This window comes from Streptomyces subrutilus (genome assembly GCF_008704535.1).
GTDB lineage: Bacteria > Actinomycetota > Actinomycetes > Streptomycetales > Streptomycetaceae > Streptomyces > Streptomyces subrutilus.
On the sequence record NZ_CP023701.1, the window covers coordinates 4,784,308 to 4,803,036 of the forward strand.

The 18,729-nt window shown below is 74.0% G+C and carries 15 protein-coding genes and 3 tRNA genes; 11 read left to right on the forward strand and 7 right to left on the reverse strand.

Annotated elements, in window-relative coordinates:
• The first annotated feature begins 86 nt into the window (after positions 1 to 86).
• Positions 87 to 866 (forward strand): HAD-IIA family hydrolase, encoded by a 780-nt coding sequence (locus tag CP968_RS21075; protein ID WP_150519481.1) that lies wholly within the window; start codon positions 87 to 89, stop codon positions 864 to 866.
• Here CP968_RS21075 and CP968_RS35390 read toward each other — a convergent pair.
• On the reverse strand, positions 863 to 985 hold the full coding sequence (locus tag CP968_RS35390; RefSeq protein ID WP_268253285.1) for a hypothetical protein: 123 nt from the start codon (positions 983 to 985) through the stop codon (positions 863 to 865). The two genes, CP968_RS21075 and CP968_RS35390, sit on opposite strands and share 4 nt — an antisense overlap.
• Here CP968_RS35390 and CP968_RS21080 point away from each other — a divergent pair.
• Both CP968_RS21080 and CP968_RS21085 read left to right on the forward strand, forming a co-directional pair.
• Positions 984 to 1,580 (forward strand): hypothetical protein, encoded by a 597-nt coding sequence (locus tag CP968_RS21080; RefSeq protein WP_229886579.1) that lies wholly within the window; start codon positions 984 to 986, stop codon positions 1,578 to 1,580. The two genes, CP968_RS35390 and CP968_RS21080, sit on opposite strands and share 2 nt — an antisense overlap.
• A complete protein-coding gene (locus CP968_RS21085; protein ID WP_150519482.1) occupies positions 1,577 to 2,236 on the forward strand; it encodes a class F sortase in 660 nt (219 codons plus the stop codon). The genes CP968_RS21080 and CP968_RS21085 overlap by 4 nt, the downstream gene beginning before the upstream one ends.
• A 118-nt stretch (positions 2,237 to 2,354) precedes the next feature.
• Here CP968_RS21085 and CP968_RS21090 read toward each other — a convergent pair.
• Positions 2,355 to 2,428, reverse strand: a tRNA-Lys gene (locus CP968_RS21090).
• A 215-nt stretch (positions 2,429 to 2,643) separates the two neighbouring features.
• On the opposite strand from CP968_RS21090, the gene CP968_RS21095 reads away from it, so the two are divergent.
• From CP968_RS21095 to CP968_RS21120, 5 genes are all read left to right on the forward strand, one after another.
• Entirely contained in the window at positions 2,644 to 3,969 is a 1,326-nt protein-coding gene (locus CP968_RS21095; protein WP_150522039.1) for a peptidoglycan-binding protein, read from the forward strand.
• Positions 3,970 to 4,586: 617 nt separating this feature from the next.
• Positions 4,587 to 6,341, forward strand: a complete 1,755-nt coding sequence (locus CP968_RS34940) for an SPFH domain-containing protein (RefSeq protein WP_229886577.1) — start codon at positions 4,587 to 4,589, stop codon at positions 6,339 to 6,341.
• A 253-nt stretch (positions 6,342 to 6,594) separates the two neighbouring features.
• Positions 6,595 to 7,188: a lytic polysaccharide monooxygenase auxiliary activity family 9 protein gene (locus tag CP968_RS21110; protein ID WP_150522041.1), complete on the forward strand. Its 594-nt coding sequence runs from the start codon at positions 6,595 to 6,597 to the stop codon at positions 7,186 to 7,188.
• A gap of 26 nt (positions 7,189 to 7,214) precedes the next feature.
• Positions 7,215 to 8,885 carry an AMP-binding protein gene (locus CP968_RS21115; protein ID WP_150519483.1) on the forward strand — a complete coding sequence of 557 codons (1,671 nt, stop codon included), beginning with the start codon at positions 7,215 to 7,217 and terminating at the stop codon, positions 8,883 to 8,885.
• Between the two features lie 86 nt (positions 8,886 to 8,971).
• Positions 8,972 to 9,045: transfer RNA gene (locus CP968_RS21120), tRNA-Lys, on the forward strand.
• A 119-nt stretch (positions 9,046 to 9,164) separates the two neighbouring features.
• On the opposite strand, the gene CP968_RS21125 is transcribed toward CP968_RS21120, so the two are convergent.
• On the reverse strand, positions 9,165 to 9,923 hold the full coding sequence (locus CP968_RS21125; protein ID WP_150519484.1) for an IclR family transcriptional regulator: 759 nt from the start codon (positions 9,921 to 9,923) through the stop codon (positions 9,165 to 9,167).
• Positions 9,924 to 10,175: 252 nt separating this feature from the next.
• Here CP968_RS21125 and CP968_RS21130 point away from each other — a divergent pair, with 252 nt between their 5' ends.
• Together CP968_RS21130 and CP968_RS21135 are read left to right on the forward strand one after the other, a co-directional pair.
• Positions 10,176 to 11,321 (forward strand): LLM class flavin-dependent oxidoreductase, encoded by a 1,146-nt coding sequence (locus CP968_RS21130; RefSeq protein WP_150519485.1) that lies wholly within the window; start codon positions 10,176 to 10,178, stop codon positions 11,319 to 11,321.
• Positions 11,322 to 11,575: 254 nt separating this feature from the next.
• Positions 11,576 to 13,285: a glycosyl hydrolase family 18 protein gene (locus CP968_RS21135; protein WP_150519486.1), complete on the forward strand. Its 1,710-nt coding sequence runs from the start codon at positions 11,576 to 11,578 to the stop codon at positions 13,283 to 13,285.
• Positions 13,286 to 13,370: 85 nt separating this feature from the next.
• On the opposite strand, the gene CP968_RS21140 is transcribed toward CP968_RS21135, so the two are convergent.
• Positions 13,371 to 15,320, reverse strand: coding sequence for a putative bifunctional diguanylate cyclase/phosphodiesterase (locus CP968_RS21140; RefSeq protein WP_229886575.1), 1,950 nt, complete (start codon positions 15,318 to 15,320; stop codon positions 13,371 to 13,373).
• Between the two features lie 335 nt (positions 15,321 to 15,655).
• Here CP968_RS21140 and CP968_RS21145 point away from each other — a divergent pair, with 335 nt between their 5' ends.
• Entirely contained in the window at positions 15,656 to 16,891 is a 1,236-nt protein-coding gene (locus tag CP968_RS21145; protein WP_150519487.1) for a M6 family metalloprotease domain-containing protein, read from the forward strand.
• Positions 16,892 to 16,959: 68 nt separating this feature from the next.
• Here the strand turns inward: CP968_RS21145 and CP968_RS21150 are convergent.
• The 3 genes from CP968_RS21150 to CP968_RS21160 all read right to left on the reverse strand — a co-directional run bounded on the left by CP968_RS21150 (position 16,960) and on the right by CP968_RS21160 (position 18,186).
• A tRNA-Lys gene (locus CP968_RS21150) sits at positions 16,960 to 17,033 on the reverse strand.
• The gene (locus CP968_RS21155) at positions 17,024 to 17,650 is read right to left on the reverse strand and encodes a bifunctional DNA primase/polymerase (RefSeq protein ID WP_229886602.1); all 627 of its coding nucleotides are present in this window, start codon (positions 17,648 to 17,650) and stop codon (positions 17,024 to 17,026) included. Before CP968_RS21155 ends, CP968_RS21150 begins: the two co-directional genes overlap by 10 nt.
• A 188-nt stretch (positions 17,651 to 17,838) precedes the next feature.
• Entirely contained in the window at positions 17,839 to 18,186 is a 348-nt protein-coding gene (locus CP968_RS21160; protein ID WP_150519489.1) for a hypothetical protein, read from the reverse strand.
• Positions 18,187 to 18,729 lie beyond the last annotated feature (543 nt).

Below are 18,729 nucleotides of genomic sequence, written 5' to 3' on the forward strand. Positions count from 1 at the left end.
CTCCGCGTCCGGGCCCCGACCCGGATAAGGTGGTTCAGACCAGAGGCCCCCGAGGTCAGAGGCCCCGCAGAGCGGAGAACAGTCCCGTGGCAGAGCGCAAGCCGATCGAATCCTGGCTCACCGACATGGACGGGGTCCTCATCCACGAGGGCACCCCGATCCCCGGCGCGGACGCCTTCATCAAGCGGCTGCGGGATTCGGGCAAGCCCTTCCTGGTGCTGACCAACAACTCCATCTACACCCCGCGCGACCTCCAGGCCCGCCTCAGCCGCATGGGCCTGCACGTCCCCGTCGAGAACATCTGGACCTCCGCCCTCGCCACCGCGAAGTTCCTCGACGCCCAGCGCCCGGGCGGCACCGCGTACGTCATCGGCGAGGCGGGGCTGACCACCGCCCTGCACGACATCGGCTACATCCTCACCGACCACGAGCCCGACTACGTGGTCCTGGGCGAGACCCGCACGTACAGCTTCGAGGCCATGACCAAGGCCGTCCGCCTGATCAACGCGGGCGCCCGCTTCATCTGCACCAACCCCGACGAGACCGGCCCCTCCACCGAGGGCCCGCTCCCGGCCACCGGCGCCGTCGCCGCGCTCATCACCAAGGCGACCGGCAAGAAGCCGTACTTCGCCGGCAAGCCCAACCCGCTGATGATGCGGACCGGGCTGAACGCCATCGGCGCGCACTCCGAGACCAGCGCGATGATCGGCGACCGGATGGACACCGACGTGCTCGCCGGGCTGGAGGCGGGCATGCAGACCTTCCTCGTCCTCACCGGCCTGACCTCGGTCGCCGACACCGAGAAGTTCCCCTACCGGCCCACCAGGACCGTCGACTCGATCGCCGACCTGGTCGACCTGGTCTAGGGCGTACGGGCGGGGTCCACGGCCGGCCCGGACGGCTGACACGTACGGCGCCGCTCCGGGTGCGGGGCGGCGCGCCGCACGGGAACCTCCTTGAAGAGGAGGTTCACCATGCGCAGCATGTCCATCGCTCTCCGTGTCACCGGTGCGGCCGCCGTCCTGACGGCGTTCACCGCGGTGACCGCGCCCACCGCCCTCGCGGGCGAAGAGGACCGCGGCGGCCGCGGGAGCATCTCGGTCGATCCGAACCCGGCCCACCCCGGAGCGCAGGTCAAGCTGCGCGTCCACGGCTGCGAGAACAACCGCGGCGCGGCCAAGTCGCCCGTCTTCGCGGCCGACGTCGACCTGTACGGCCGCGACGGCGGCCGCAGCCCGCTCTACGGCGAGGCGGTGATCAGCTCGTACGCCTCGCCCGGCCGGCACTCCATCCGGGTGTTCTGCGACGGCGACGAGCGGGCCACCGGCTCCATCGAGATCACCCACCACCGCCCCAGCCATCACGCCTCGCCGGTCTGGCCGGTCCACGCGGGCGGCGGCGGGATGTCCGCCGAGCTCGCCGAGACCACCCGGCTGGCCGCGGCCGCCAAGAAGGACCACGGTTCCGGGGGCGGCCCGGGCATGCCGCACACCGTGATCGGCGCCCTGCTCGCCGCCGCGGCCACCCTGGCCGTCGCGGGCCGCGCGCTGGCCCTGCGGCGGCGCCGAAGCGGCGAATGAGCGAGCCCCGGAGGGCCGGCGGCAGCCGGCTGCTGACCTTCGCCGCCTGGTCGGTGCTGGTCCTCGGCCTGTGGCTGTGGGGCCGCCAGCTCACCGGGGTCCCGGCCCCGCCGACCGGCCCGGCCGGCGGGGCGCCGGCCCCGGGGATGCCGGCGGCGCACGCCCCGCTGCCCGGGGCCTCGCCGCAGCGGCTCGACGTCCCCTCCATAGGCATCCAGGCCCCGGTGATCTCCCGCGGCCTGGACGACGACGGCGCCATCGAACCGCCCCCGTACGCGAGCCCGGGCACGGTCGGATGGTGGGGCGCGGGCACCCAGCCGGGTTCGGCCGGGACCGCGCTGATGGTGGGACACGTGGACACCAAGGCGAAGCCGGCGGTGTTCTTCGGCCTCGGCTCGGCGCAGCCGGGCGAGAAGGTGCGGGTGGTGCGCGCGGACGGCTCGGTCGCCGAGTTCACCATCGAGGACGTTCGGGTCTACGAGCGCGCGGGCTTCGACCCGCACAAGGCGTACGGCCAGCGGGTCGCGGGCCGGGCCGAGCTGCGGCTGGTCACCTGCGGCGGTTCGTACGACAAGGCGGCCAAGCAGTACACGGCCAACGTGGTGGTCTCCGCCTACCTGACCGGCGCGGGCGTCCGCCCGGGCACGGCCGCCTAGGCCGTCGCCCTCGGATCGTGCCGGGCCCCGCGTCCGTACGGATGACCGCGGACGACCCCGCACGCGGTGACGACAGAAGCCCCGCACGGCTTTCGCCGTGCGGGGCTTCCGGTGTCTGTGCGCCGCCAGGGACTCGAACCCCGGACCCGCTGATTAAGAGTCAGCTGCTCTAACCAACTGAGCTAGCGGCGCTTGGTGACAGGGAAAACTCTACCCCACCCCCACAGGTGCTCGTGACCAGCCACGCCCGCCTTGTCCGATTAACCCATGTTTAAGGGTTTTGTCGTGCACGATATGTCTTGGCCGTACGCATCTGATGCCCCGCCAGATACGGGACGGATCGACCAGTGGACGAGTAGGGGAGTGGACGGAACCGCATGACGATGCAGCCTCCGGCACGTGTGCAGATGCCGATGCCCGTTTTCCAGGAGTACGAGCCCGCGGGCGACTGCGCGTGCAAGGGCTGCGCCCAACGCCGCCGCTCCCTCGCCCGCGCGCGGGCCATAGCGCCCCGGGACGGCGGACACCCCTCCGCGCGCGGCGCCCGCCGGGCGCTGGTCCTGGCCACCGCCGCCGGAGTGGTTCTGAGCGGCGGCGGGGTCGCGGCGGCGCGCACCACCCCGCCCCCCGGCCCGGTCTCCCACGACGAGCCGGGCTCGCCGCAGGGCCGGCCGGCCCCGCTGCACGGGCCCAAGGGCGGCCCGGTCGGCAAGCCCGGAGCACCGGGCGCGCCGAGCGCGGCGAAGCGGATCGACCGGTCGACGATCATCAACCGGGCGAAGCTGTGGCTGGACGCGAAGGTCCCGTACAGCATGTCCGAGTACTGGACCGACGGATACCGGCAGGACTGCTCGGGCTACGTCTCGATGGCGTGGAACCTCGGCACCAACGAGTGGACCGGCAGCCTGCACACCTTCGCCACCCGGATCACCAAGGACGAACTGCTGCCGGGCGACATGCTGCTCTTCCACAACCCGGCCGACCCCAACAAGGGCTCGCACGTCACACTCTTCGGCGGCTGGGCGGACGAGAGCCGCACGCACTACATCGCCTACGAACAGACGAAACCGGCCACGCGCAAGCAGGTCACGCCCTACGGCTACTGGAACAACGCGGCGAAGTACCTGCCGTACCGGTTCAACGGGGTCACCGGCGGGATCGTCCCGGAGGGCCAAGGGCCGGACGGCAAACCGGCCACCCCGGTCGCGAAGGCCTTCCCGGGGGCGGCGACGTTCGGCCCGGGCCGCACCGGCGACCACATCGAACAGCTGGGCCGGATGCTGATCGACCGCGGCGCCCTGCGCTTCTACCCGCAGGGCGCGTCCCGCCGGTGGACGGACGCCGACCGGCTGGCCACCCAGGCCTTCCAACGGGCCCAGGGCTGGACGGGGGCCGACGCGGACGGCACGCCGGGCGCGCACACCTGGCGGCTGCTGGTCGAGCGCCAGGGCAAGGACATCCCGCCGGTGCCGGAGACGGCGGGGCCGGGCGGCGTCCGGGCGTACCCGGGGGCGGCCGTCTTCCGCCCCGGCTCCGCCCACGACGCCGTCACGGCACTCGGCCGCATGCTGCTGGCCAAGGGCTTCGGCACGTACTACACATCCGGCCCCGGCCCCCGCTGGGGCGAGGCCGACCGCCGGGCCGTCGAGGCGTTCCAGCGCGCGCAGGGCTGGCGCGGCGCCGCGGCCGACGGCTACCCGGGACCGGAAACCTGGCGCCGGCTGTTCGCATGACGGAGGCAACGATGTACCCCACCCGCACCACCTCGACCACGGGCACCCTCCACCTCCCCCCGGCACCCCCGCGCCCCGCGCGACCGGCACCGGCCGCCCCCCACCCGACCGCCACCCCGGCCCCGGCGCCGACCGGGCCCACGGCTTCGACCCCACCCCCGGAGCCCGCCCGGACATCCGCCCCGCCCCTCCCGGCCCCGGGCCGGACCACGGCACCGGCGCCGGATTCCGCTCCGGTCTTCGGCACGGGGCCCGACCCGGCTCCCGCAGTGGCCCTTCCGCTCCCGGGCCGGGCCACGGCGCCGGATTCCGCCACGGCGCCCGACCCGGTTCCCGCAGTGGCCCTTCCGCTCCCGGGCCGGGCCACGGCGCCGGATTCCGCCACGGTCCTCGGCACGGGGCCCGACCCGGCTCCCGCAGTGGCCCTTCCGCTCCCGGGCCGGGCCACGGCGCCGGATTCCGCCACGGCGCCCGACCCGGTTCCCGTCCCGGCGGTCCCCAGCCGGGCCGCGGCTCCGGCTGCCGGTCACGCCCAGGCGCCCGCCCCGGCCCCGGTCCCGGGCTGGATGGCGGCTCCGGCGCCGGTTCCGGCTTCGGCCACGCACCACACCACGGCCGTGTCGCAGGCCCCGGCCCACCGCACGGCCCCGGCCGAGGAGGCCGTCCCGTACCCGGTCGCGGCCCACCTCGCCGTCCCGGCCGGGGAGGCCGCAGGCCCGGCGCCGGCGCAGGTCCCGGTGCCGTTCCCGGCTCCGGCGGAGCACCAGGCGCAGGTCGCCCCGGTTCCGGCGTACGCCGGTCCGGCCGAGGCCGAGCCGCACGCCCGCGCCGACGCGGCCGTCCCGGTCCTGCCGCACACCCGCCCGACCCCGGCGGCCGAGGTGCCCGCGCCGGAGCCCGCGCGGGCCCCCTACGGCGAGGCCGCGGCGCCGGCCCCCGGGCCGCTTCCGTACGGTGCGTCCCCCGCGTACGCCCGCCCGGTCGAGGCCCCGGCCGTCGCCGCGCCCCGCGAGGCCCCGCCCACCGGGGGCCCGGGGCCGGACCACCCGGCACCCCGGTACGCCGAGGCCCCGGAGGGCGGGGCGAGCCCGTACGGCGACGTACCCGCCGCCCGCGTGCAACCCGAGGCGGAGACCGAGCCCGAGACCGGTACCGGCACCGAGCCCGAGCTCCGGAACGAGCCCGCCCCCGCCCCGGACCCCGCGCACCGGACCCCCGCGCACTCCGGGGTGCCCGGGCCCGGGGCGGCCGAGATCGTGGCCTTGGCCGTGACCCGCGGGCTGCGCCGGGAGGCGGCCGAGGACGACGACACCCAGGACATCCCCCGCGTCGCACCGCTGCGCGGCAGCGCCGTCACCGAGGTGCCGGCGCACCTGCCGTTCCGCGGCGGACCGATGCCGTCCGCCCCGGCGCCCCGCCCCGCCCCCGCCCGCCCCGCAGCCGTGCGGCGACCCGCTCCCGGGCGCCGCGTCCCCCGGGGCGACGACCGGCTGCGGGAGCACCGGGGGCCCGTGCTGCCCGGCTGGATCGGCGTGCTCGTCGGCGGTCTCGCCCTGGCCGGCTGCTCGGCGGTGCTCTGGCGGGCCGGCGCCGTCCCCGCCCCGCTCGCGGCGGCGTTCGGCGCGACCCCGCGCCCCTACGAGGGGCTGCGCGCCACCCACTGGCCCCCGCTCGCCTTCCTCGGCGTCGTCGCCCTGCTCGCCCTCGGCGGGCTCGGCCGGGCCCGGGCCGGGCACGCCTGGGTGCTCACGCTCTTCGGCCGCTACCGCGGCACGGTCCGCCGGACCGGCCTGACCTGGGTCAGCCCGCTCCTGCTGCGCCGGCGGGTCGACGTACGGCTGCGGCACTGGCGCAGCGAGCCCATGCCCGCCGTGGACTCCGGCGGCCTCGCCCTCCAGGTCGTCGTCCAGGTGGTCTGGCAGGTCAAGGACACCGCCCGGGCCACCCTCGCCGTGGCCGACCACACCGCGTACCTCGCCGAACAGGTCGAGTCGGCCATGGCGCGCGTGCTGTCCCAGCTCCCGGCCGACGCGTTCCACGAGGACGCGCCGACCCTGCGCGACGCGGAGGCCGTGGGCGACGCGCTGACCCGGCTGCTGGCGGCGGAGACCGAGGCCGTCGGGATCGAGGTGTTCTCGGCGCAGCCGACCCGGATCGAGTACGCCGCCGAGGTCGCCGAGGCCATGCGCCGCCGCCGGGTGGCCGCGATCGACGCCAAGCACCGCGACACCGTGCTGACGTCGGTGGTGGACGCGGTGGACGACACCGTCCACCGGCTGACCTCGCGCGGGATCGTGGAGCTCGACGACTACGAGCGCAAGGCCCTGGTGAAGGACCTCACGGTCGCGTTCTACACCGGCCGCGCGGAGTAGCGGCGGCGGCCACCGCGGCGCCGCGGGAACGGGTGGTCCGGGCCGACCGGACCACCCGTTCTTCCGTTGGTATGGACACGGCCAACTCTCGTCAATAATCTGGTACTTGGTCTAGACCTAAATCCGAACGGCGAGCCCCACACCCGCCGGCCCCGGCACCAACGCCATCGCCGAGGCCGGCAGCACCGCCCTGCGTGCGCACGCTCTCGCCGAACTCCCCCCATGTTCAAGGAGCATCATGCGTCACTCCCGCATGCCCGGACGGGCCGGCGCCGCCGCGCTCGGACTCGGCCTCGTCGCCGGCATCACCCTGCTCAGCGCCCCGAGCGCGAGCAGCCACGGCTACACCGACACCCCCATCAGCCGCCAGAAGCTCTGTGCCAACAAGACCGTGTCCGACTGCGGTGCCATCCAGTGGGAGCCCCAGAGCGTCGAGGGCTTCAAGGGCTTCCCGGCCGCCGGCCCCGCCGACGGCAAGATCTGCGCCGGCGGCAACAGCCAGTTCGCCGAGCTCGACAACCAGCGCGGCGGCACCTGGCCCACCACCAAGGTGACCAGCGGGCAGAGCTACTCCTTCCGCTGGCAGTTCACCGCCAACCACTCCACCACCGACTTCAAGTACTACGCGACGAAGAACGGCTGGGACCCCACCAAGCCCCTCACCCGCGCCGCGCTCGACCCCCAGCCCTTCCTGACCGTCGCCTACAACGGCGCCCGGCCCTCCCAGACCACCGTCCACCAGGGCACCCTGCCGGCCGGAAAGTCCGGCCGCCACATGATCCTCGCGGTCTGGACCGTCAACGACACCCCGATGGCGTTCTACTCCTGCTCGGACGTTCAGTTCTGACGTAACGTCAGCTAACCTCCGGCGGCATGCGGACGACGACTGCACCGGGGACCGTCGCGGAGCTCGTGGCGCGCCAATGGGGCGACCACCGGCCCGGGCTGAAACACGAGGACGGGGTCCTCACCCGGCACCGGACCGCCCAGGAGGCCGCCGCGCGTGCCGCGCTCCTCGTCGACCTCATGCCGCCGGGGGCCGAACCGCACCTGGGGGTGCTGCTCGACAACACCCCCGAGTTCCCGTTCTGGCTCGGCGCGGCGGCCCTCGCGGGGGCCGCCGTCGCCGGGATCAACCCCACCCGGCGCGGCCCCGAGCTGGCCCGCGACATCCTGCACACCGACTGCCGTCTGCTGATCACCGAGCCCGCCCACCTGCCGCTGCTGCGCGGCCTCGACCTGCCCGGCGTACGCGTCCTGGTCACCGGCACCGAGGAGTACGCGGCGCTGCTGGCCCCCTACGCGGCCGCCGAGCCCGGCGACGCGACCCTGGGCGCCCCCGGCCCCGGCTCCCGGCTGCTCCTCTACTTCACCTCCGGCTCCACCGGCGCCCCCAAGGCCGCCATCTGCACCCAGGGCCGGCTCGCCGCCGCCGGGGCCGCCCTGGCCCGCCGGTTCTCGGTCACCCCCGACGACGTGCACTACGTCTGCATGCCCCTCTTCCACGGCAACGCCGTCATCGCCGACTGGCTCCCGGCCCTCGCCGGCGACGCCGCGGTCGCCCTGCGCCGGCGCTTCTCCGCCTCGGCCTTCCTGGACGACGTACGGACCCACGGCGCGACGTACTTCACCTACGTCGGCCGGGCCGTGCAGTACCTCCTGGCCACCGAGCCCCGCCCCGACGACCGCGAGCACCCGCTCCGGCTCGGCTTCGGCACCGAGGCCGGGGCGGCGGACGCGGCCCGCTTCACCGAGCGGTTCGGGGTCCCGCTGGTCGAGGGGTACGGGGCCACCGAGGGCGGCGCCTCCGTCCAGCGCACCCCGGACACCCCGCCGGCCGCACTGGGCCGGGCGGGCGCGGGTGACGACCTGGCGGTGATCGATTCGGAGACCGGCCGCACCTGCCCGCCGGCCGTCTTCGACGACCGGGGCCGGCTGCTGAACGCGGACCGGGCGATCGGCGAGCTGGTCAACCGGGGCCGCAGCCTCTTCGAGGGCTACTGGCGCAACCCGGACGCGGAGGCCGCCCGCACCCGCGACGGCTGGTACTGGACCGGCGACCTCTTCTACCGCGACGCGCAGGGCTTCCTCTACTTCGCGGGGCGCACGGACGACCGGCTGCGGGTCGACAGCGAGAACCTGGCCGCGGCGGTCATCGAGAACATCCTGGCCCGCTGGGCCGACGCGGCGGCCGTCGCCGTCTACGCGGTCCCGGACGAGGTGGCGGGGGACCAGGTGATGGCGGCCCTCGCCCTGCGCGACGGCGCGGTCTTCGACCCCGCGGCCTTCGCGGCGTTCCTGGCCGCCCAGCCTGACCTGGGGACGAAGATGCCCCCGCGCTACGTCCGGATCGTTCCGGCCATGCCGGTCACCGCCACGAACAAGGTCCACCGGGTCGCCCTGCGCCGGGCCGGCTTCCGCTGCCCGGACCCGGTCTGGCACCGCGCCCCCGGCGGCGCGTACCGCCCGCTGACCGGAGCGGACCTCGCGAACCTCCTCGCGGCCTACGCCGCCCACGACCGCACCGACCTGCCGGCCCGCTGAACCGGCGCTCCGGCCGGCCCGCGGACCTGCACGGGCAGTGGTTTCGAGCACCCCGCGGGACCGGGTAGTATTTTCTCTGTCGGCAGGCGCCGCTAGCTCAGTTGGTTAGAGCAGCTGACTCTTAATCAGCGGGTCCGGGGTTCGAGTCCCTGGCGGCGCACCTGTCCTTCGGGCGGTTTCCGGTTCACCGGGAACCGCCCGAAGTGTTTTCCGGCCACGGCAGCCCCGGCCGCCGAGGTCGCGCCATCCACGGCCCGCCCCGCCCCGCTCTGCTCCGTCTCAGAGGGTGAGCGACAGCAGCAGCGGTGCGGCCTTGCGGTTCAGGGCCTCCGCCGCGGCGCGCAGCCGGTGGGCGTGCTCGACCGGCATCGACAGGGCCAGGCAGCCCACCGAGGCCCCCGCCGTGATCGGGACCGCCGCGCAGACGGTGCCCACCGCGTACTCCTGGAGGTCCAGCACCGGCACGGTGGCCGGCTGGGCGTCCAGCTGGGAGAAGAGGACCCGCTCGCTCACGATCGTCTTCGACGTCAGCCGGGCGGTCTTGTGCCGCGCGAGGTGGTCGCGCCGCCCGTCCTGGTCGAGCTGCGTCAGCAGGCACTTGCCGACCGCGCTGGCGTGCGCGGCGGAGCGGAAGTCGACCCACTCGTGCACCTTCGGGGTGCGGGGGCTGTCCGCGAACTGCGTGATCCGGACCTCTCCGTCCACGTACCTGCTGATGTAGACGGCCGCGCCGACCGAGTCCCGCAGCCGGTCGAGGGTGTCCTGCAGCTTGTCCGCCAGGGCCTGCTCGCGGTCGGCGCCGGAGCCGAGCAGGACCAGGGAGTCGCCGATCGCGTAGGCGCCGTCGGCCACCTGCAGCACGTAGCCCTCCCGGCGCAGCATGAGCAGCATCGGCGTGAGGTGCACCGCGGGCAGGCCGGTCTCGCGCGCGATCTGCGCGCCGGTCACGCCACCGGCGTGCCGCGCGATCGCTTCGAGTACGCGCAGGGCGTACTGCACCGAGTGGAACGGCGCGGTCGGCTCGGGCTTCAGCGCCACGGTTTCCCCCTAGCAGGTAGCTACCGCTTGCCGTCCCACGATAGCCACGAAGGGGCCCGTACGGAGCGGCTGTTGAAGAGATTGATGGCTCAATCAAGTCGGTCCGTCCCGATCCACTCCTTCGGCATATGCCAAGGTCATGCACCCTGCCCCTCGGGAATGCCGGGAATGCCCGGCGGTCGCGCGGGGTTCTCCCCTCGGTACGTCTGTCGTACGGATGTCGTACGGACGTGAATCGAGACGGGAGCGACGATGAGTGACACCGGGGACGCCGGCCGGCAGGGCCGCGACGAGGGTCCTGACGGGCCCGGCGACGGGATCCGCGACGAGATCCGCGGCTCCGCGCGGGGCCGGGCCCCCGTGCCCCTGTCGGTGCTGGACCTCGTCACCGTGGGCGCCGGCAGCACCGCCGGCGAGGCCCTGCGGACCAGCGTGGAGATCGCCCGGCTCGCCGAGTCCCGCGGCTACCACCGCCACTGGGTGGCCGAACACCACTCCATGCCCGGCGTCGCCAGCTCCTCCCCGGCCGTGATCCTGGCCCACCTCGCCGCGCACACCTCCCGCATCCGGCTCGGATCGGGCGGCGTCATGCTGCCCAACCACGCCCCCCTCGCCGTCGCCGAGCAGTTCGGCACCCTGGAGGCGCTCGCCCCCGGCCGGATCGACCTCGGCCTGGGCCGCGCCCCCGGCACCGACCAGCGCACCGCGGCCGCCCTGCGCGGGCCCGCACGCCTGGACGAGGCCGCCGACGAGTTCCCCCGCAGCCTCGGAGAGCTCATCCGCTTCCTCGACGACGACTTCCCCGACGGGCACCCCTACGCCCGCGTGCACGCCGTACCGGGACCGGTGCAGGGGCCCGCCGGGCGGCCGCCGATCTGGCTGCTCGGCTCCTCCGGCTTCAGCGCCCGCCTCGCCGGCCAGCTCGGCCTGCCCTTCGCCTACGCCCACCACTTCTCGGCCGCCGGCACCCTGCCCGCCCTCGACCTCTACCGGCAGAGCTTCCGGCCCTCGGCCGTCCTGGACGCCCCGTACGCGGTCATCGGTGTCGCGGCGCTCGCCGCCGACACCGAGCGGGAGGCCCGTGCCCAGGTGCTCACCGGCGCCCTGTCCATGCTGCGGCTGCGCAGCGGGCGCCCCGGTCTGATCCCCACGCCCGAGGAGGCGGAGGCGTACGCCTACTCCCCGCTGGAGCGGGAGTTCGTCGACGGCCGGCTCGCCGACATCGTGTACGGGACCGCGGACGAGGTCCGCTCCGGACTCGACGACCTGGCCAAGCGGACCGGCGCGGACGAACTGATGCTCACCGCCAACGCCCACGGCGGAGACGTCCGGTTGCGCTCGTACGGGCTGGTCGCAGATGCGTACGGGCTGCCGGTCGGGGCTCCGCGGGCGGGTTGAGACCGCGGAACGGGAGTTCGGCTGGTTTGTTGCCGAAACCTTGCCGCGGGGTGTCTCAAGGCAGCCTTAAACCGCTCGTCACCCTAGGTGGCGAGCGGTTTCTGATGTGCTCTCAAGTCTCTGACGTGTGGATTTGTGCTGGGAGTGGTCTAGTCCTTCTTTGGTCCAAACCATTGACTCGGACCTCCGGTGATCGCTATCACTTCTCCCACCTGAACTTCTTGCTCTTCCCTCCCACCCCCCGGAGGCAGTTCATGCACATCCGTAAACCCCTCATCGCCGCCGCCGCCACGGCGGCGCTGGCAGCCGGAGCACTGGCCTCCTTCGCGGGGCTCGGCACCGCGCAGGCCGCGGACGCCTCGACCTCCGCCGCGGCCGGCGGTGTCCGCATCGCCTACTACGACCAGTGGAGCGTGTACGGGAACGCCTTTTACCCCAAGCACCTCGACACCCGCGGCATAGCGGGCAAGCTGGACGTCATCAATTACTCGTTCGGCAACATCCACCCCACCAACCTCACCTGTTTCGAGGCGAACAAGGCGGCGGGCGACGACAACAACCCCAACGCCGGTGACGGCGCGGGCGACTCGTACGCCGACTACCAGAAGTCCTTCAGCGCGGCCGACAGCGTCAGCGGCGTCGCGGACAAGTGGGACCAGCCGATCGTGGGCGTCTTCAACCAGTTCAAGCAGCTGAAGGCCAAGTACCCCCACCTGAAGATCAACATCTCGCTGGGCGGCTGGACGTACTCCAAGTACTTCAGCGACGCGGCCAAGACCGACGCCTCCCGCAAGAAGCTCGTCTCCTCCTGCATCGACCAGTACATCAAGGGCAACCTGCCGGTCGAGGGCGGCTACGGCGGCCAGGGCGTCGCGGCCGGCATCTTCGACGGCATCGACATCGACTGGGAGTACCCGGGCTCGTCGGGCGGCCACCTCGGCAACCACTACGCCCCCGAGGACAAGCAGAACTTCACCCTCCTGCTGAAGGAGTTCCGCACCCAGCTCGACGCCTACGGCGCGGCCAACGGCGGCAAGAAGTACCTGCTGACCTCGGCCCTCCCGGCCGGCCAGGACAAGATCAAGTACATCGAGACGGACAAGATCGGCGCGTACCTCGACTACGCGAACATCATGACGTACGACATGCACGGCGCCTGGGACAGCGACGGTCCGACGTACCACCAGTCGCCGCTGTACTCGCCGGCGGGCGACCCGACCGACGTGATCGCGCCGGGCACCCAGAAGTACAGCATCGACAACGCCATCGACTCCTGGATCGACGGCAACCCGGCCTACGGGATCACGGGCGGCTTCCCCGCCAACAAGCTGACCCTGGGCTACGAGTTCTACTACCGCGGCTGGAAGGGCGTCCCCGCCGGGACCGCCAACGGCCTCGCGCAGTCCGCGACCGGGGCCTCCGCGGCCCGGCCCACCAGCCAGCAGACCGGCATCGCGAACTACAAGGAGCTCGGCGGGCTCGTCGACAACCCGGCGAACACCTTCTGGGACGACCAGGCCAAGGCCTCGTACTTCTACAAGGACGGCGAGTTCTTCACCGGCCTGAACCAGAAGTCGATCCAGGCCCGGGTCGACTACGGCAAGCAGCGCGGCCTGGCCGGGGCGATGATGTACTCGCTCCTCGGCCTGGACAACAACACCACGCTGCTGAACCAGATCTCGGACGCCCTCGGCGGCACCACGGTCCCGCCGACCACGCCGCCGACCACACCCCCGACGACGCCTCCCACCACGCCGCCCACGACGCCTCCGACCACGCCTCCGACGACCCCGCCGACCACCGGCTGCGGTTCCGTCCCGGCCTACGTCGCGGGCAGCGTCTACACCGGCGGCACGGAGGTCTCGTACAACGGGCGCAAGTGGAAGGCCCAGTGGTGGACCCAGAACGAAGCCCCCGGGACCACCGGTGCGTGGGGCGTCTGGAAGGACCTCGGCGCCTGCTGATCTCCCCCCACCCCGCGCCGAGCGGCACCCCGCCCCGCACCCGGACCACCGGGTGCGGGGCGGCGGTGTTCCGGCGCCCCGCGCGTCAGCGGGCGGCGGGCGACTGCCCGTCGTCGCCGGACCCCGGGGCCCGGCCCGCCTGGTCGGGCGTCCTGGCGTGGTCGTCGGCGCCCGGCCGGGTGCCGATCATCTCGGCGATCCGCTCCGGGGCCACCGCCCGCGAGTACAGCCAGCCCTGGCCGGTGTCGCAGCCGACGCGGCGCAGCCGGGCCGCCTGGCCCGCCGTCTCCACGCACTCGGCGGTCACCGTCAGCCCGAGCCGGTGCGCGAGCTGGACCAGGGCCTCCACGATGGTCTCGTCGGCCGGGTTCGGATGCCGGCCCTCCTCGTAGCGGAAGCCCCGCACGAAGGAGCCGTCCAGCTTCAGGACCGAGACCGGCAGGCGGCTCAGGTAGGCCAGGTTCGAGTACCCGGTGCCGAAGTCGTCGATCGCGATCCGCACCCCCATGTCGCTCAGCGCCTGCAGCGCCTGCAGGGGCCGGCCCGCCGAACCCATCACGGCCGACTCGGTCAGCTCCAGCTGGAGCAGCTGCGGCGCCAGGCCCGTCTCGGCCAGGATCTCCGCGACGTCGCCCACCAGGTCGGAGTCCCACACCTGGCGCACCGCCACGTTCACGGACACGAAGACCGGTGCGTCACCGGGCTGTTCGAGCTGCCAGCGCCGTGCCTGCCGGCAGGCCGTCCGCAGCACCCACTGCCCCAACTGCACGATGGAGCCGTCCTCTTCGGCGATGCCGATGAACCGATTCGGCGTCAGCGTGCCGAACTGCGGGTGGTTCCAGCGCACCAGCGCCTCGACCCCGCGCACCACCCCGCTCTCCAGGTCCACCAGCGGCTGGTACTCCAGCTCGAACTCGCCCTGCTCCACCGCCGGCCGCAGCGTCGATGACAGGGCCTGACGCGTCATGCGGTGCGCGTTGCGCTCGGGGTCGAAGAGGGTCCAGCGGGCCTTGCCGTCCGCCTTCGCCCAGTACAGCGTCGTGTCGGCGGCCTGCATCAGGCCGGTCGCCGAGGTGCCGGCGGTGGTCCGCTCCACCACGCCGATGGACGCGGAGACCGACAGCCGCTGCCCGGCCAGGTCGAACGGCTCCTGCACGGCGGCCAGCACGCTGCGCGCCAGGTCCGCGAGCTGCTCGGTGCCGGTGGAGTCCTCGACCAGCAGCGCGAACTCGTCACCGCCGAGCCGCGCCACCAGATGGCCGCCCCTGCGCCCGTAGCCGGACTGGTCGGCACACTGCGTCAGCCGGGCCGCGACCGCGGTCAGCAGCCGGTCCCCGACCCGGTGGCCGAGGGTGTCGTTGACGGCCTTGAAGCCGTCGAGGTCCAGGTAGCACAGCCCGATCCGCCCGGTACCGCCCCCGTGTTCGTACGAGGAGGCCTCCAGGGCGGCGGAGAGGCGCTCGAAGAACAGGGCCCGGTTGGGCAGCCGGGTCACCGGGTCGTGCATCTGGAGGTGGCGCAGCCGGGCCTGGAGGTCGCGCCGGTCGCTGATGTCGGCGACGGAGAGCAGCACGTTGCCGGTGCCGGGTACGGGTCCCAGCGTGACCTCGGTCCACAGCGAGTGCCCGTCGGGGTGCTTCAGCCGCCGGGTGCAGCGCAGCCGGGCCTGCCGCCCGCGGAGCACCTCCTGGTACGCGGCCCAGGTCCGGGCCTCGGCGGCCAGGTCCACCAGGTCGGCGGCGCACCGGTGGGCGAGGGCGTGCGGCTCGGTGCCCAGCAGGCCGGCGAAGGCCGGGTTCGCGGTGACGACGAGGCCGTCCCGGTCGACGACGGCCATGGCGAGGTGCGCCGCGTTGAAGGCGGCCTGGTAGTCGCGCGACTCGGACCGGGCGCGGAGCGACCCGTCCGCGGCGGCCGGGACGGCGGGGGCCGGCGCCTGCGCCGACGGCGCTGCCGGCACCGCCGGGTGACGCTCCGTGACGGCCGATCGGATGCTGTCGGCCGCCGAACCGGTTCCCTCTGGGGTTCCGCTCACCGTTGGCTCCCGCAGTGCTCGTGAGTGTCCGTGCAGGAAAGTGTGCCGATCATAGAGGCTGACGGGAGGCCCTATCCAGCGGCGCCGCCGGGCGGCGCGGGGCGGTTCTGCGTGATGACGCGTCGTCGGCCGCGGCCCGGGTGAACGTTTCTGAGTGGTAGTGAGCGCACGGTGCTCCTCATTGATCGTCTGTGACATTCCGTAGCCACGCTCCGAACGGCCGGTGTCACCGGCTTGCCGCACCGCTCACTCGTGTGGGGCAGCGGAACAGGGCGTTGATCTGACAATCACCTCAAGGTGGACGAGATGGGATCAATCCACCACCGGAGGTCGATGTGCCGCGACAGCAGACACCCGGGGGAGTGGACCGCTCCCGCATGCGCAGTGCCGGAGCGGCACTCACCTCGCTGACGGCGCTCGCCGCCATGTCGCTCGTCGCCGGGCCCGCCGTGGCCGTCCCCGGGACCGACCCCTGTGCGCTCACCCGCACGGCGGCCCACCACTCCCTCGGCCTGGACACCTGGAACGGCGCCTACCCGAAGCCCGAGCGCACCCTCCGCGCGGTCATGGTCTTCCTCTCCTTCCCGGACCACAGCCCGGCCCAGGCGCCCGCGGCCATCGCCGCCGACCACTTCCCGGCCACGAGCGAGTTCTTCGAGCGGGCCTCGTACGGCCGGTTCCGCCTGGAGCCGCACCCGGAGAAGCAGTGGACCCGGATGCCCCGGCCCTCCACCGCGTACGGGATACGGCGCGACTGGGCGCCGGAGGACCGGGCGGCCTACGTGCGGGACGCGGTCGCCACCGCCGACCCCCACGTCGACTTCTCCCGCTACGACGTCGTCTACTTCGTCGCCGACCCCGAGGCGCCCGGGGTGGACGCCGACGCCACGAAGGTCGTGAACTTCGACCGCCCGATCCGCGCGGACGGCACGGACCTGCGGCGGATCGTCACGGTCTTCGAGCGCCACCCGCCGGACCGCAACGTGTTGGCCCACGAGACGGGCCACGTCTTCGACCTCCCCGACCTCTACCACCGGCCGACGGACGGCAAGGGCGACTGGGACACGTACGTCGGGGACTGGGACGTCATGGGCAGCCAGTTCGGCATGGCCCCGGACCTCTTCGCGTGGCACAAGTGGAAGCTGGGCTGGCTGGACTCCGCCCAGGTGGACTGCGTGCAGTCGGGCTCCTCGATGCACACCCTGCAGCCCCTCTCCCAGGCCCCGCCGAGCGGCGGCACGGGCGGCACCCGGCTCGCCGTCGTCCGTACGGGCCCCGGCAGCGCCATCGCGATCGAGGCCCGCGGCTCCGCCGGCAACGACGGGGGCACCTGCACGGAAGGGGTGCTGGTCTACCGGGTCCGCAACGAGGCCGCCTCGGGCGGCGGCCCGATCGAGGTGCTCGACGGGCACCCGCGCACGGAGGCCTGCTGGGACCGCTCGGTGTACCCGCCACTGGCGGACGCGCCGCTGGAGGTCGGCGAGACGTACACGGTGCCCGGGGAGCGGATCACGATCGAGGTCGCGGACCGCACCCCGTCGGGCGCGTACACGGTGAAGATCACCACGTAGCGGTCCGGCTCCGCAGGAGCGCACGAAGAAGGCCCCCGCTCCGAGGAGCGGGGGCCTTCTTCCGTCTGTGCGCCGCCAGGGACTCGAACCCCGGACCCGCTGATTAAGAGTCAGCTGCTCTAACCAACTGAGCTAGCGGCGCCTGCTGACGTCGTAGACATTAGCATCCGGATCGGCGGAAGGAAAAATCGATACCCGCAGGTCCGTGAGCGGGTCGGTGCGCGGGTCCGGCCCGGGCCGGGGCGTGCGGGCGGCCCGGACGAAGGCCCACAGCAGCGCCTCCGGCCCCGGCAGCCACGGCGCCCGGGCATCGGGCGCCACCAGCCACCGGGAGGTCCCGGGCGCGGCGGCCAGCGGCGGCACGGTGACGGCGTCGCCTAGGCCGTGGCACAGCGGCGCCGGAGCGGCTCCGCAGCCGCCCCACTCCTCCCAGGCGAGCAGGGCGGGCAGCCGCTGGGCGGTGCCCGGGGCGGCGAAGAGCAGCAGCCGGCCACGGTGCACGGCGACCGGGCCGGAGCCGGGGCCCTCGGTCCACAGCAGGTCCAGGACGCGGCGACCGAGGACGAGCGGGACGTTGACGACGTCGAAGGCGGTTCCGCACGGCAGCGCGGCGGGCGAGGCGGGCCGGGCCTGCCACAGGGCGAGGGTGCGCTGCGGTCGGGCGGAGGCGGAGGCGAGCCAGGCGGCGCCCTGCGGGGTGACGTGAGTGGCGGGTGCGGTGCGCGTGTCGGGGGAGGGGCAGCCGGGAGCCGTCGTCATCGTCGTCATGCCCCAGGTCTACTGGCCGTAGCGTTCCGGTCTCCGGGAGTTACCGAAAACCGGGACAGGGCGGGGCGCGCTGGGGTATGTTGCGCCCCGCATATGCCAGATGCGCGGCCACGGTGCCGTACCGCCGTCCCGTACCGCCGCCCCTCCGGGGCTCGGTCGGCGGTCGTCCGGGCCGCGGCTCAGGGCCCCTCGGCGCCGGCCCCGCGCTGGAGGGACTCGCCGAACTCGATCATCTTGCGGGCGTAGTCCTCGGTCCATTCCGCCCGCTCCGCGATGGCCGCCGGCGCGAGCCGGTCGAACCGCCGCGGATCGGCCAGCTGGGCGGCGGCCATCGCCTGGAACTCCACCGCCCGCTCCTGGGCCGCCCGGAAGGCCAGCGTCAGCTCCGTCGCCCGGGCCAGCAGTTCGCGCGGGTCCTCGATCGACTCCAGATCGAAGAAGTGCTCCGGGTCCGTGGCGGCTTCCGAGGGCTCGAAGAGCAGCGGCGCGGGCCGCAGCCTCCGCTCGGTCCGCTCGGGCTCTGCCATGCGTGTCCTCCTGCTGCGCGTACGGAATGCTGCCGGGCCACCGTCCATTGTCCAACCCCGCGCAAGGGTGCACCGCAGTGGCCGCCGGCCGGTGGGAACGCCCGTACGCACGGCGGTGCCGGGGAGGATCCGGGCCGCTTCCGTGGCGGGGGAGTCGAGCGGGTGACCGACCGGCGCCGCCCCCGGGTCAGGCCGTGACGGCCCGCTCGGCGCGCAGCGCGGCCCGTTCCGCCACCTCGTCGAGCACCCCGGCCCGCTCCCGCGCGAGCGCCTCCGGCGGCCGGAAGCCCTCCGGGCCGATCAGGCCCGTCCGGTGACTACAGTGCCCCCATGAGCCCCTCCGGGCCCCGCTGGCCCACCGAGCCCGAACAGGACGCCCGGTACGCCTGGCGGCGGGTGTTTCCCAGCTGCGCACCCTGGCCGAGGTGGGCGAGGTCCTGCGCGCCCGCGCGGACGCGGCCCGCAAGCGCCAGGGAGTGCCGTCGACGTCGTGTCGCCCGCCCGGAGGCCGGACAGGACTTCGACGACACGACACGACACGAC